Annotated in this window: 10 protein-coding genes and 1 riboswitch; of the genes, 5 read left to right on the forward strand and 5 right to left on the reverse strand. The window is 66.4% G+C overall.

The window, feature by feature from the left end; translation table 11 throughout:
• Positions 1-21 precede the first annotated feature (21 nt).
• Together argS and EV666_RS04185 are read right to left on the reverse strand one after the other, a co-directional pair.
• Positions 22-1,782 carry an arginine--tRNA ligase gene (gene argS, locus EV666_RS04180; protein WP_132003536.1) on the reverse strand — a complete coding sequence of 587 codons (1,761 nt, stop codon included), beginning with the start codon at positions 1,780-1,782 and terminating at the stop codon, positions 22-24.
• 293 nt (positions 1,783-2,075) lie between these two features.
• Positions 2,076-3,344, reverse strand: a complete 1,269-nt coding sequence (locus tag EV666_RS04185) for a deoxyguanosinetriphosphate triphosphohydrolase (RefSeq protein WP_132003539.1) — start codon at positions 3,342-3,344, stop codon at positions 2,076-2,078.
• Positions 3,345-3,620: 276 nt separating this feature from the next.
• Between EV666_RS04185 and erpA the strand changes: the two genes are divergently transcribed.
• The 4 genes from erpA to EV666_RS04205 all read left to right on the forward strand — a co-directional run bounded on the left by erpA (position 3,621) and on the right by EV666_RS04205 (position 8,429).
• Complete coding sequence (gene erpA, locus EV666_RS04190) at positions 3,621-3,947, forward strand: iron-sulfur cluster insertion protein ErpA (protein ID WP_132003542.1); 327 nt, start codon at positions 3,621-3,623, stop codon at positions 3,945-3,947.
• A 249-nt stretch (positions 3,948-4,196) separates the two neighbouring features.
• Entirely contained in the window at positions 4,197-6,344 is a 2,148-nt protein-coding gene (locus EV666_RS04195; RefSeq protein ID WP_132003545.1) for a hypothetical protein, read from the forward strand.
• A 99-nt stretch (positions 6,345-6,443) separates the two neighbouring features.
• Positions 6,444-7,046: a CatB-related O-acetyltransferase gene (locus EV666_RS04200; protein ID WP_132003548.1), complete on the forward strand. Its 603-nt coding sequence runs from the start codon at positions 6,444-6,446 to the stop codon at positions 7,044-7,046.
• A 229-nt stretch (positions 7,047-7,275) separates the two neighbouring features.
• Positions 7,276-7,384, forward strand: a riboswitch (SAM-I-IV-variant riboswitch).
• 121 nt (positions 7,385-7,505) lie between these two features.
• Positions 7,506-8,429: a homoserine O-succinyltransferase gene (locus EV666_RS04205; RefSeq protein ID WP_132003551.1), complete on the forward strand. Its 924-nt coding sequence runs from the start codon at positions 7,506-7,508 to the stop codon at positions 8,427-8,429.
• A 90-nt stretch (positions 8,430-8,519) separates the two neighbouring features.
• Here EV666_RS04205 and EV666_RS04210 read toward each other — a convergent pair whose 3' ends face one another.
• From EV666_RS04210 to aspS, 3 genes are all read right to left on the reverse strand, one after another.
• On the reverse strand, positions 8,520-9,659 hold the full coding sequence (locus EV666_RS04210; protein ID WP_132003554.1) for an acyltransferase family protein: 1,140 nt from the start codon (positions 9,657-9,659) through the stop codon (positions 8,520-8,522).
• Positions 9,660-10,005: 346 nt separating this feature from the next.
• Positions 10,006-10,917, reverse strand: coding sequence for a glycosyltransferase family 2 protein (locus EV666_RS04215; RefSeq protein WP_132003556.1), 912 nt, complete (start codon positions 10,915-10,917; stop codon positions 10,006-10,008).
• A 250-nt stretch (positions 10,918-11,167) separates the two neighbouring features.
• Positions 11,168-12,961 (reverse strand): aspartate--tRNA ligase, encoded by a 1,794-nt coding sequence (aspS, locus tag EV666_RS04220; RefSeq protein ID WP_132003559.1) that lies wholly within the window; start codon positions 12,959-12,961, stop codon positions 11,168-11,170.
• A gap of 217 nt (positions 12,962-13,178) precedes the next feature.
• Here aspS and rnd point away from each other — a divergent pair, with 217 nt between their 5' ends.
• Positions 13,179-14,342 (forward strand): ribonuclease D, encoded by a 1,164-nt coding sequence (gene rnd / locus EV666_RS04225; protein WP_132003562.1) that lies wholly within the window; start codon positions 13,179-13,181, stop codon positions 14,340-14,342.
• Positions 14,343-14,570 lie beyond the last annotated feature (228 nt).

Consider the following 14,570-nt stretch of genomic DNA (forward strand, 5'->3'; position numbering starts at 1 on the left):
CGACCGACGCGACCGGTCCGTTCAGCGCATTTCCTCAGGCGCTCCGACCCCCAGCACCCCGAGACCCGAAGCCAGAACCGACCGGACCGCATCAACAAGGGCCAGCCGTGCTTGCGACAACTCTGGATTCTCCTGGTTAACAAACCGTAAGGCCACCGCGTCGCGCCCCCGGTTCCAGAGGCTGTGGAAGGCGCTCGCCAGATCATACAGATAGAATGCGACGCGATGCGGTTCATGCGCGGACGCCGCTGCCCCGATAACGCGCGGATATTGCGCCAGCCAGCGCAGCAGATCGACCTCCGCCCCGTCAGACAGTCCGCTCACATCCGCGCCGACCAGCGCCGCCCGGTCAAAACTGCGCCCGGGGAACGCCTCCGCCGCCTGACGGAACACCGAAGCGCACCGCGCATGCGCATATTGCACATAAAACACGGCGTTATCTTTGGACTGTTCAACCACTTTCGCAAGATCGAAATCCAGCGTGGCGTCGTTTTTGCGAAACAGCATCATGAAGCGAACCGGGTCGGACCCGACTTCATCAATCACATCACGAAGCGTGACGAAGTCACCGGAACGCTTGGACATTTTTACCTGTTCGCCATCGCGGAGCAAGCGAACCAGCTGGCACAGTTTCACGTCGAGCTTGCCCTTGCCGCCGGTGACGGCGGCGACGGCGGCGTTCATCCGCTTCACGTAACCGCCGTGATCGGCGCCCCAGACGTCGATCATCGTGGCGAAGCCGCGCTGGTATTTGGAGCGGTGGTAGGCGATGTCGGCGGCGAAATAGGTATAGGAGCCGTCGGACTTGAGCAGCGGCCGGTCCACGTCGTCGCCAAAGGCAGTGGCGCGGAACAGGGTCTGCTCGCGGTCCTCCCAATCCTCCACCGGCTGGCCCTTCGGCGGCGGCAGACGCCCCTCATAGACCAGATCGCGGGCGCGCAGATCGGCGATGGTCGCGCCAATCTGATCGCCATCCGGCCCGCGGCTCAGCGAACGCTCGGAAAAGAACACGTCGTGGCTGATGCCGATGGCCGCCAGATCGCCCCGGATCATTGCCATCATGGCGTCGATGGCGGCGTCACGGGCGATGGGCAGCCACTCTTCCTCCGGCATCTGGCGCAGCGCATGGCCGTGCGTTTCCGCGAGGGCCTGGCCAACCGGGACCAGATAATCTCCAGGGTACAGGCCCGCCGGGATTTCGCCAATGTCCTCCCCCAGCGCCTCACGATACCGCAGATAGGCGGAGCGGCCGAGCACATCGACCTGGGCGCCGGCGTCGTTGATGTAATACTCGCGCGTCACGTCATGGCCGGCGAACGCCAGCAGGCTGGCGAGCGCGTCGCCGAACACCGCGCCGCGCCCGTGGCCAACGTGCATCGGCCCGGTGGGATTGGCCGAGACATATTCCACATTGACCGCGCCGCGACCGGCGCCGCCGCGGCCATAGGCCTGCGGATCGCTGACAATGTTCTTCAGGACGTCGAGATAAACCTCTGGATTCAGACGAATATTAATAAATCCAGGCCCAGCGATCTCAACGGAGGCAATGCCGGCGACTTCACCAAGCGGGCCGGCGATCAGGGTCGCCAGGGCGCGGGGATTGGTCTTCGCCTCCTTCGCCAGCACCATGGCCGCGTTGGTGGCGAGATCGCCATGGCTCATGTCGCGCGGCGGCTCGACCACCACCCGGGAGAAATCAAGCCCCTGCGGCATGGCGCCGGCGGCGACAAGCCCCTCCAGCACTGTTTTCAGCCGCTGTTCGAAAATATCAAAAATGTTCATTGCAAACGCTTCTTCACACGCCTGGCGGCCACAGGGCGTCAATTCCGCTGCCTGACGCCCGCAATAATCCTGCCGCCCGCAATAGCAGGAGTCAGGGCAAAACCCAATCAGCCGGCCAGGCGGTTCTGGACGCCAGCTTTGGCGATGCCCTCGCCGCGTCCGCAATTCGGCGGCGGGAGCCGCGGCGCGCGACCCGCAACCCGCCGACAGGCGGCGGGAACGAAGGCCACGACGATCCGGCTGCGTTCAAGGCCAGCAATCCCAGGGGCAGAAATGATTGAGCTCAGGCAGCCTCAGTTGCCGGGACTATCGGAGCCGTCCGCCCATGTGTCGGGCCTTGCGGTGACGTCGGGGGTATGAGGAAACAGCGCCCGGTGGCGGGCCAGGGCGTAGCTGTCGGTCATGCCGGCGATATAATCCGCCACCCGCCGTTGCAGGCGCATGTCCTCCCCCGCCTCACCGTTCAGGTCACGCCGCCACTCCGCCGGGAGCAGTTCGGGCGCGGCGAGAAAACGGGCGTAGAGATCACGCACGATGGCGTCCGCACCCTCGCGCAGGCGCATCAGCCGTTTGTGCCGGTACATGTGGGGGAACAGAAACTGCTTCATGTCGCGATCGGCGGCGGCGAGCCGCTCCGAGAACGCGATCACCGGCTCCGGCGCGAAACGGATATCGTCGGCGGTCGCGGGCGCGAGCGCCGTGATTCGCCGGTCGCTTTCAGCAATGACGTCTTCGACGAAACGGGTGATGACGCGCCGCACCACCTCGTGGATCGTGCGGGCGAGGTCCAGGTCGGGCCAGAGCTGCTCCACCTCGTTGAGGATGCCGGCCAGGAAGGGGGCCTTGCGCACGTCCTCCGCCGTGAACAGGCCGGCGCGCCAGCCATCGTCCAGGTCATGGGCGTTGTAGGCGATGTCATCGGCGATGGCAGCGCACTGGGCCTCGGCGCTGGCCTGGGTGTGCAGCCACAGGTCGTGGCTGGCGTTGTATTCCAGAATCGCCCCCGGCACGCCGCGGCTGGCGTACCGCGCCGTTGGCCGGCCGCGCGCATCGAGCAGCGGCCCGTTGTGCTTCACCAAACCCTCAAGGGTTTCCCAGGTCAGGTTGAGCCCGTCCCAGGCGGCGTAGCGCCGCTCCAGGCGGGTCACCACGCGCAGGGCCTGGGCGTTATGATCAAAACCGCCGATGGCCCGCGCGCAGGCTTCCAGCGCATCCTCGCCCGCATGACCGAAGGGGGTGTGGCCGAGGTCATGCGCCAGGGCGATGGCCTCGGCCAGGTCTTCGTCGAGGCCCAGACAGCGGGCGATGGCCCGGGCAATCTGGCTCACCTCGATGGTGTGGGTGAGACGGGTGCGATAGTGGTCGCCCTCGTGCTGCACGAACACCTGGGTCTTGTGCTTCAGCCGCCGGAAGGCCGTGGCGTGAATGATCCGGTCGCGGTCACGCTGGAACGGGCTGCGGGTCGGCGAATCGTCATCGGGCCAGCGACGCCCGCGACTTTGCCCAGGGTCGCAGGCCCAGGCCGCTGTCCACCGCTCTCCATGCAGACGCAGGTGCGTCATCCAGGATCCCCCAAACTGTTCCGCCGCGACAATCACGGCTTCGGAAGGCGTGCGCGCCAATCCGCCGGTTCTGAACCGCCCCGGGCGGGCCATGGCTTCCATCCGGTCCATGGCCTGCCTGTCCATGCCAGCGACGTCGGCCAGGCCTCGCAGCCCGGGTGGTTAAAACCCGGGTGGTTGAAGCCTTGCCCTGGTGGACATACCTTTGGGACAGGTCCAGGGAAAGCCGCGGCTGGCGCCACGGGTTGCCGGCCATATGTTGCAGGAACATCCGCGATGCAGAACGTTACGGTCACAGAGCGCGCCGCCCGGCGGATCCGGCAGGTGCTGGCGGGCGAGCCCGAAGGGGCGATGCTGCGCATCAGCGTCAACGGCGGCGGTTGCTCGGGCTTCCAGTACGCGTTCGATATCGACCGCGAGCGCGCCGATGACGATATCGTCATCGAACGTGACGGGGCCGGCGTGCTGGTTGATCCGGTTTCGCTGGAATACATGCAGGGATCCGTGATCGACTTCGTCGATGATTTGATGGGCCAGGCATTCAGGATCGAGAATCCCAACGCCACCGCGTCCTGCGGCTGCGGCACGTCGTTCGCCCTGTAATCTCCGCCAGGGCCCCTGGCGCGCCCGGGCCGGCGCGGCGAGGTTTGCCCGCAGGGCCAGGATTTGCTCTACGGCCGCCATGGTAAAGGCCCAAAGCCGCGCCCTGATGACGCCTCGCGGAACAAACCGGGCGTTTGCCTCCCTGCCTTATACAAGTCCGCCGCCGCCTCCCCGCGGGATGCGGGGCGAGCACCAGACCACCAGCCCGCAGTCACGGCCAACCGTGCGCCACCGAGGACCGTTGCCCCCATGAATTCGAGACTGACGCAGCCCGATGCGCAGCCCCATGCCGACGCCAGGACGAAATCCCGCAGGCGCCCCGCGCGCCGGATCGCGGCGGGGGGCGCGCTGGCGTTCGTTATCACCGGCGCCGTGCTGGCGGGCGGCGCCCAGTGGACGGCGCATGAGGTGCGGGCCGCCCTGGCTGGCGTCGGCGTTGACGTGGCTGGCGTTTCCGTGGACCCGGTCTCCGGCTCCGTGACCCTCGATCGCGTCGCGGCCAGCCAGGATGGCGTGCGGGTTTCCATCGGCTCGATCGCGACGCCAGGGCATTTCGGCCTGTCCAGCGCCGCCGAGGCGGCGGGACCGGTCACGCTGACCGATATCGAAATCAGCAGCAAACAGCTCACCGTGCGCATTCCCCGGCTGGAGGTTGCCGGCGATAATGTGGACGAAGCGCGCCTGCGCGCCATCTTCGACAGGAAGGACGCCACGCCGTTGGCGAAGCGCCTGTCGGACATCAGCGTCAGCCGGGCCACGCTGCCTGAGCTGGTGCTTGTCCAGAAGAGCGACGCGGCGGAAACCACATCCACCTGGAAGCAGATCACCATCACTGACCTGAAGAACGGCGTGGCGGGCGCCATCACCTCCAGCGGCGCGACGTTCGCCACCAGGGCGGGCGAAACCAGCTCCACCGGCTCCATCGGCCAGACCGCCATGGAAAAGGTCAACCTGGCGCTGGTGGCGCGGCTTTACACCGAGGCGGCCGCCAATGACGCCGATCGCCAGTTGCAGCCCGCTTATGGCGCGTTCTCGGCCAGCGACATCATGGTGAAGAGCGACGACGCCAGCTTCGCCATCAAGAGCGTGACCGGCAAGGATTTCAGGGCCCGTCTGCTCCGGCAGCCCCTGCTCGAACTGGCAGCCGACATTGAGGCGGTGAAAAACCCGGATGACCTCGATCCAAAGGCCCGCGCCGCCTATTACGGCAATGTCGCGGACATCCTGGAGGCGTTCTCGTTCGGCGAGGCAACCGTCACCGGGATGACCTTCGATGTTCCCGATGAGAGCAACGCCGACGATGACGACAGCAGCGACGCCGGCAAGCCTGACGCGAAAGACCAGGGCGCCAAAGCCAGGGACGCAAGGGGCGACAAGCCTGCGCCACGCATTCGCGGCGAGATCGCCTCGCTGTCGTTCGGCGCCGCCGTGGCCCAGGGCGGTCTCAGCTTCTCCGGCCTGAAGGTCGCGCCCGTGGAGGGCGACCTGGTGGCCATCGGCGAGGGCAGCGTCAGCAATCTCGCGGCGAAGCTCGCGGACATGTTCCGCAAGCTCGCGGACGGCGCGGCCGCCGGCAAGGACGACGAATCGTCCCTGGCGTCGCTGACGCCGGCGGCGGGCGCCCTGACGCTGAAGAATATCGACGTGAATGTCGCCAGCCCCGAGACGCCAGGCGAGCGGGTGAAGTTCACCGTGCAGGGCTTCTCCGGCTCCTACAGCGACCCGGTCAACGGCGCGCCCACCGCCGTCAAAACCAGCCTTGACCGGCTGGTGATCGACCTGCCCCAACCCCGGAAGGATGACGGGGAGGACGACAGCGATTCCTCCGTCAACGCCACCCTGACCAAGCTGCGCGCCATGGGCTACGACAGGCTCGACCTGTCGGGGACCATCGACGGCAAGTGGGACGCGGCGACAAAGGACCTGCGTATCGGCGCGCTCTCGTTCGGCGCCGCGGACATGGGCAGCGTCAGGCTCACCGGCCTGCTCGGCAATGTGAGTCAGGAGCTGTTTACCGCCAGCGACGACAGGCGCCAGCAACTGCTGCTGGCCTCGCGGCTGAAAAACCTGTCGCTCGACGTTACCGACGGCGGCTTCGCGAAGCGGTTCGCCACGTTGCAGGCGAAGGAACAGGGCGACAGCGACGCAACCCAGGTTCGCGCCGGCTGGGCCGCGCTGGCGCAGATGCTGCTGCCGTCAATGATCGGCTCCAGCGACGGCGCCAGGGCGCTCACCGGCGCCCTTGGCAAATTCATCCGGGACAGCGGCTCGCTGAGCCTCTCGGCGACGTCGCGCAAGCCGGAAGGCGATCCGGTCAGCCAGCTGGTCATGGACGCCGCTTCCGGCAACCCGGATGCGCTGTTTGAGGCGCTCGATTTCAAGGCCACGGCGAAATAACGCCGGCCACGCTTTGACGTCGTCGCGCGGGCGCTGCACATTGCGGCGCCCGTCGCTGTTTCGGGATTTCAGAACTGATTTGCAGGAGCGCGACCTGGCATGGGGCTGATTGGACAGTGGCGCAATCCGCACAACGAAACCCGCGTGCATCTGGCCAGCCTGGCGAAGAAGCGCGGGTTCAGCTTCGGGGCTTACAGCTATGGCCGGCCCAAGGTGCGGTTCGCGGAATCGGGCGCGAAGCTCAGCATCGGCCGTTATTGCTCGATCGCCGACAAGGTAGAGATCCTGCTTGGCGGCAACCACCGGCTGGACTGGGTGTCGACCTTCCCCTTCCCGGCGTTTCCAACGGTCTGGCCCGGCGCCGACAGCGACTATCACGCCACCGCGGGCGACGTGCACATCGGCCATGACGTCTGGCTCGGCTCCGGCTGCATGATTCTTTCCGGCGTCACCATAGGTCACGGCGCGGTCGTGGCGGCCCGGGCGGTGGTGACGAAACATGTGCCGCCCTACGCCATCGTTGGCGGCAATCCGGCGCGCGTCATCCGCTACCGTTTCAGCGAATCCGATATCGCCGCCCTGCTCGCCAGCGCCTGGTGGGACCTGCCGAAGGAACAGGTGCAGACGCTGCTGCCGCTGCTGCAGGACACGGACGTCGCGGCCTTCGCCGCCGCCGTGCGGAAAATTCGCGACGGGGGCTGACAGGAAACCGAATCTGGCTGGGACAGGGCCGCCGGCGGCTGGCGCGAAGCCGGCGTACATCGAATTTTTGCGCCAGCCGTCTGGTCCGGCCGGTTTTCCGTCAGCGGCGGCGCATCCGGCGTTCCGTAAAACATTTCAGAACGACGCGCGGCCGCGAAATAATTTTCTCCCGACGCCCCCGGACGCGAAACCTCCCTCTTGTGCCGGAGGAAAATCCGGCATAGACAGGGCCTTACATCAGGAGTTGGGATGGTTTCCCAACGCCAACCTGCCTGTTCCGGGCAAGGTGGCGCTCCCCAAGGGGAGGATGTGGCCGACCGGCAACCAAACGGAACCAGCCACCGCACCCACCTGCCCGATTCAGGCGCGCGAGAGACGGCCACAAGCCGCCATCGCGCTGTCGTTTGTCGACGCGCTTTCCCGTCTGACGGAGAACGCGAAACCTGAGTGGATGCGCCGATGCCCATCAAGCTGCCCGATGATCTGCCCGCTTTCAGCACCCTTGAGGCCGAGGGCGTGATGGTCATGCGCGAAACCGACGCGGTGCGTCAGGATATCCGCCCGCTGCGTATCGGCTTCCTCAACCTGATGCCCAACAAGATCCGGACGGAGACGCAGATCGCCCGCCTGATCGGCGCGACGCCGCTGCAGGTGGAGATGACGCTGGTGCGCATTTCCGGCCATACGCCGCGCAATACGCCGGCCGAGCACATGATCGCCTTCTATCGCACATGGGAGGAAATCCGCGAGGAGAAGTTCGACGGGTTCATCATCACCGGCGCGCCGGTGGAGCGGTTGCCGTTCGAGGAGGTGAACTATTGGGACGAGCTGCGCCGGATCTTCGACTGGACGCAGACCCATGTGCATCGCTCCTTCAACATCTGCTGGGGCGCCCAGGCCGCCGTGCACCACTTCCACGGCATGCCCAAATATGAGCTGGAGCAGAAGGCGTTCGGCGTGTTCCGCCATCGCAACCTGTGCCCGGCCTCCCCCTATCTGCGCGGTTTCTCGGACGATTTCTCGATCCCGGTGTCACGCTGGACCGAGGTGCGCAAGGCCGATATTCCGGCGGGCTCCGGCGTGAAGGTGCTGGCGGAGAGCGACAGGGCGGGCCTGTGCCTGCTGGACGATCCGGCGACGGCCTCGCTGCACATGTTCAATCACATCGAGTATGACTCGACCTCCCTGGCCGAGGAGTATTTCCGCGATCTCAGCGCCAATATTCCGATGGCCATCCCGCACGACTATTTCCCGGGGGACAACCCGGAGCTGATGCCCAACAACCGCTGGCGCAGCCACGCTCACCTGCTGTTCGGCAACTGGATCAACGAGATGTACCAGACGACGCCGTTCGACCTTCGCGATATCGGCAAGAAGCGCTGAGCCGTCAACCTGCAAGTCGCCGCCAGCACCAATGCCCGCGCCATGCGCGGGCATTGTCGCATGCGGACGTTCCAGGGCTCCCGGAGGCCGTCAGATCGGTCGCGGGCGGTCGCGACGGTCAAGGAGGCGACGCTTGATATTGAGCGCCGGCTTCTCGACCATCCGCCACGAAACAAAGCCGACGAGCACGGTCAGAACCAGCGCCGGCGTCAGCAGGACGAGCGCGCCGGCCAGCGGAAACAGCGCGTGCAGCGCCTGCTGGATCGGCCAGCCGTACAGGTAAACGCCATAGGACACATCGTCCCGGGGCCCAGGAACGAACCGGCTGACGGGAACCAGCGCCAGCCACATCAGGCAATAGGCCTCAGTGAGAAACAGCGCCGCATTGTAGGCGAAGGTGTGCCGCAGCAGCACGACGCCGGCGATCATGAACATCGCCGCCAGGACCGACAGGCGGATGGAGCCGCCGAAGCGGTAGAACACCGCGCCGGCCGTGAACAGCAACGGCAGCCGTACGGCGGTCTGCAGGCCCTTGGCGGCGTCCGGCTGCAACCAGTCCAGCAGCAGCAGAGCGGCGGTCAGCGACAGCATGAGGCCAAGCGCCAGCCGGCGGCTGCGCAGCAGGCCAAGCGCGCCGATCACGAATACGGCGACGTAACAGATCACCTCATATTTCAGCGTCCACACCGTTCCCATGGGGAAGCGGAAGGGATTGTTCTCAAACACCCCCGGCAGAACGGTGTTGCTCTTGTAGGTGGTCAGGGTCTGGACAACGAATTTCCAGGTTCCCGCATCGGCCAGATAACGGAACGGCCCGAGGGAACTGAGCGCCGCGCCCAGCACCAGCCCGACCATCAGCGTGGCGACGATCAGACCGGGGGCGATGCGCAATACGCGGGCAAGGGCATAGTCGAGCCAGCCGCGCCGGTCGAAACTCATGGTGACGAGAAACCCGGAAATGACGAAGAAGCCGTTCACGGCGTGCTCGCCCAGGGTGTAGCCGGTCGCGGCCGTCAGCGGCTCGTCGTGCACATTGCCGGTGATGACGCTGAAGCCGTGCGAGACGACCACGGCCACCGCCATCACCAGGCGCAGCAGGTTGAAATTGTTGGCGCGGCCGACAGAGGCCTCCGTCACCGTGGGGGCGCCCAGCAGCCCGCCCCGCCACGGCTCCGCCGCCACCGCCTCGCCGGCCTGCACCGCGCCCACGCGTTCGATCCTGCTGGTCATCCTCTCGTCATCCTGCCCCTGATTTCCATCACCCGCATCCCGGGACATTCCCATGACGCGCGCATTCCACGCTTCGCGAAGAACATGCTTCAATACAAACAGTTGGCGCCTATCCTGCGCCTCAGCCTTGCGTTTCGTCCATCGCCCACGAGCGACATGCGGCGCCGGGGCGTTCCCGCGCCAGGCAGGCGCCTTTTCGCCCTGGGGCAGTTTTCAGGCATCCTGGACCCGAAACTGCACCAGCTTTCTTTATTTTGAGCGAATTCTGATCGATCCGCCGATCCCGACTGACCGGAAATCGTTCCAGGAAACATGCGACTTCAGCGTGACGGATCAGTTTTGCGGTTCATTCCGTCTGGCGTTTGTCCTGTTCATCTGGCGCCGGCCCCAGATGCTCCCGCATCACCGCCTGCCTGCCGCGCAGGAAAGCCAGGGCGCCCGCGGCGCTGCCGGCGTAGCGCTCGATGGTGGCGCGGCGGAAACTGAACAGCGCCAGCAGGGTCTTGCAACCGTTGACCAGGGCGGTCGCCAGGGCCGGCGACGCCAGGCCCCATTTGCGCGCCACATAGGCCTGCGACCACGCCATGTGCCAGCGGGCCCGGAATATCCTGCCAGGCGCCCTGCCCGCCGATTTGCCGCGGCCATGCCGGGCGATGGCGTCGTGCACATGCACCAGCGCCAGGCCGGCGTCGGCGACGCGGCGGCACAGGTCGTCATCCTCATAGAACAGGAAGATATGGGGATCGTAGCCGCCGAGCCGCTGGAACACCGCGCGCCGCATCAGCAGGCAGGCGCCGGAGAGAAACGGCGCGCAACAGTCGCCTTCCGGCAGGCGCAGGATGTCGGGCGGATTGGTCAGATAGGGCGACAGCAGCGAACGGCGCTGGAAAAACAGCCGGCCGTCCGGCTCGATGATGCGCGGCGCCAGCATGCCGGCGTCCGGCCAGCGCTCCGCCGCCGCGACCAGGGCCGCGACGCAGCCCGGGTCAGGCGCGCAATCGGGATTGATGATGAGGATGTAGTCACTGGCGACGGCGGCGGCGCCGATATTGTTGCCGCGTCCGTAGCCCTCGTTGCGGGCGTTGCGAATGACGCGCGCGCCGTGGGCCGCTGCGACCGCCGCCGTGTCGTCGTCGCTGGCGTTATCGACGACGATGACGGCGACGCCCTCGCGGTTCAGCGCCTCCAGGCACTCCGGCAGCGCCCCGGCGCTGTTCCACGCCACGACGATGGCGGTGACAGCGGTGTCAGCGCTCATCCCATTTCTCCATGGCGCCTGCGGCGTTCACGCAGCGCCGCCGGCGGCGCCGGGCGGAAGACAAGGCCAGTTCCGGCGCCCACGAAGGAGCCGCTTGTCCCTGCGGCGCGCGACCGACGCCAGATGGCCGCGTTGGCGCGCCCTTACGTAAAAGGGGGCGCCAGCCGGTCTTGGCGGACGCCCCATCCAGTTCAGGCCCCGTTCGGGGCATGACCATGATCTGGAAAACCAGAGCCAACGGCCGCCGTTGTCACGCCTCCGGCAGGTTGAGCCGGATGTGCAGTTCGCGCAGCTGCTTCGGGCCCACTTCGGCGGGCGATCCCATCAGCAGGTCTTCCGCCCGCTGGTTCATCGGGAACAGCGAGATCTCGCGCAGGTTGTTAACGCCGCAGAGCAGCATGACGATGCGGTCGACGCCAGCGGCCATGCCGCCATGGGGCGGCGCGCCATACTGGAAGGCGCGATACATGCCGCCGAAGCGCTCGACCACGGTCGCCTCGTCATAGCCGGCCAGTTCAAACGCCTTCACCATCGCCTCGGGGCGGTGGTTGCGGATGCCGCCCGAGGCGATCTCGTAGCCATTGCAGGCGATGTCGTACTGGAAGGCGTTGATGGTCAGCGGGTCCTGAGAGTTCAGCGCCTCCAGGCCGCCCTGCGGCATCGAGAACGGATTGTGCGAGAAGTCGACCTTCTTCTCGTCCTCGTTCCACTCGTAGAACGGGAAGTCGACGATCCAGGCCAGCTCGTAACGGTCGTGATCGACCAGCTTCAGGTCCTCGCCCACCTTGGTGCGGGCCATGCCCGCGAACTTGTAGAACTTCTGCGGATCGCCGGCGACGAAGAAGGCGGCGTCGCCTTCCTTCAGGCCAAGCGCCTGACGGATAGCCTCAACGCGCTCCGGGCCGATGTTGTTGGCGATCGGGCCGCGGCCAACCACGCCGGTCGCGCCCTCACCCTCGGCCGCGCCCCACATGATGTAGCCAAGGCCCGGCTGGCCTTCGCCCTGGGCCCAGGAGTTCATGCGGTCGCAGAACGAACGGCTGCCGCCGCCGGGGCCCGGAATGGCCCACACTTCATTGCCCGCGCTTTCGAGCATGCGCGCGAACACCTTGAAGTTGGAGCCACGGAAATGCTCCGAGACGTTCTGCATGATCAGCGGATTGCGCAGGTCCGGCTTGTCGGTGCCGTATTTGCGCAGCGCCTCGGCGTAGGGAATGCGCGGCCAGTTCTGCGTCACCGGCTTGCCGTCGGCGAATTCCTCGAACACGCCGGTGATCACCGGCTCGACGGCGGCGAAAATGTCTTCCTGCTCGACGAAGCTCATTTCGAGATCGAGCTGGTAGAACTCACCCGGCAAGCGGTCGGCGCGCGGATCCTCGTCGCGGAAGCACGGCGCGATCTGGAAGTAGCGGTCGAAGCCGCTCATCATGATCAGCTGCTTGTACTGCTGCGGCGCCTGCGGCAGGGCGTAGAACTTGCCGGGGTGGATGCGGCTCGGCACCAGGAAGTCGCGGGCGCCTTCCGGCGACGACGCGGTCAGGATCGGCGTCTGGAACTCGAAGAAACCCTGGTCCTGCATGCGGTTGCGCATGCTGGTGATGATGCGGCCGCGCTTCATGATGTTGGCGTGCAGCTTCTCGCGGCGCAGATCGAGGAAGCGGTACTTCAGGCGGATCTCTTCCGGGTACTCCTGGTCGCCAAACACCGGCAGCGGCAGCTCGGATGCCGCGCCCAGCACTTCCGCGTCCGTCACGTAAAGCTCAACCTCGCCGGTCGGCAGCTCCGGGTTGACGGTGCCCTCGGGACGGGCGCGCACCTTGCCGTCGACCCGCACCACCCACTCGGACCTCACCTGCTCCATCAGGCTGAACACTGGCGAATCGGGGTCGACCACGCACTGCACGACGCCATAATGATCGCGCAGGTCGATAAACAGCACGCCGCCATGGTCACGGATACGGTGACACCATCCGGAAAGTCGCGCCTGGCTGCCGATATCCGACGCGCGCAGGGCGCCACACGTATGGGAGCGGTAACGATGCATTGTCTTGCGCCAGATCCTTGAAAAAAACGGGGACGCCGGGAAACTTGGCAACGCCGGCGGCAAACGGGAGCGCGACAAAACCCATACGGCGCACGCCTTGTCAAGGCGAACGCCGTGCAGGAGGCGCCGACAGGTCCTTGCGGAGAAATTATGGCGTCGGCGCGTCAAAAAAGCTAAACAGTCGGGACATTCCTCCCAGCGTGGTCTATAGCCCGGTATGCTTCCAGTTACTTCATCCGCCGAACTCGCGGCGGCCTGCGCCCGCCTCGCCGCCCACCCCTACGTAACGGTCGACACCGAGTTTCTGCGCGAGACGACGTATTATTCGAAGCTGTGCCTGATCCAGATGGCGTCGCCAGAAGAAGCGATTCTCGTTGACCCGCTGGCCCCGGGGCTCGATCTGGCGCCGTTTTTCGCACTGATGACCAATCCCGCCGTGGTGAAGGTGTTCCACTCCGCCCGGCAGGACGTGGAGATCATCTGGTTCATGGGCCACGTCATTCCGACGCCGCTGTTCGACACCCAGGTGGCGGCCATGGTGTGCGGCTATGGCGACTCCGTTTCCTACGAGCAGCTGGTCAGCGATCTGGCCAGGGCGCGAATCGACAAGACGTCGCGCTTCACCGACTGGTCGCGGCGCCCCCTCACCGAGCAGCAGGTGAACTACGCCCTTGGCGACGTCACCCATCTGCGGGCGGTTTATGAAGCGCTGCGCGCCCAGCTCGCCGCCTCCGGCCGCGAGGACTGGCTGGCGGACGAAATGGCGGTGCTGACCTCGCCGGCGACCTATGACACCAACCCCGACGACGCCTGGCTGAAGCTTGGCGGCCGGCTGCGCAAAACGCGCGACGCCCTGGTGCTGCGTGATCTCGCCGCCTGGCGCGAGCGCGAGGCCCGCTCCCGCGACGTCCCGCGTTCCCGCATCCTCAAGGACGACGCGCTGATCGACATCGCCGTCAACGCGCCGCGCACGGCGGAGGCGCTGGGCCAGCTGCGCTCCACCCCCAACGGCTTCGAGCGCTCCCGCGCCGGCGGTGAGATCATCGCTGTCATCAAGGGCGCGCTCGACAAGGACCCCCGCTCCATCACCCTGCCGTCGAAAGAGCGCGGCCGCTCCTCCAATGGCGCGCTGATGGACCTGCTGAAAGTGCTGCTGAAAGCGGTTTCGGAAAACGAAAAGGTGGCGCCAAAGCTGATCGCCACCACCGACGATCTGGAAGCCATCGCCGCTGACGACAACGCCGACGCTGAGGCGCTCAAGGGCTGGCGCCGGTCGATCTTCGGCGAACGCGCCCTGGCGCTGAAGCATGGCCGCATCGGCGTCGTGGTCGACAAGGGCAAGGTGTCATTCGTGGATCTGCCGGAGAAAAAGGCGGGTTGAAGCAAAAGGCAGGTTGAAGCCCCGGCGCCCCACGACAGGCGACGGGCAGTCGCGACGGGCCGGCCGCGCGTCGCCAGACAGGCTGGGCGGCCCCTCCCGTCACGACAGGCGGCTGCGTCCGGCAGCTTCGTGCAGGCAGATGGACAATGCCCTCCCCGCCTGACGCTCCATGCCGCGCGTGTTGCGGCGCCCGCGTTGCCGTCGCAGGCCGGAACCGTCATTGCAGAC

Origin of the sequence: Camelimonas lactis (assembly GCF_004342915.1) — a bacterium.
GTDB classification, from domain to species: domain Bacteria; phylum Pseudomonadota; class Alphaproteobacteria; order Rhizobiales; family Beijerinckiaceae; genus Camelimonas; species Camelimonas lactis.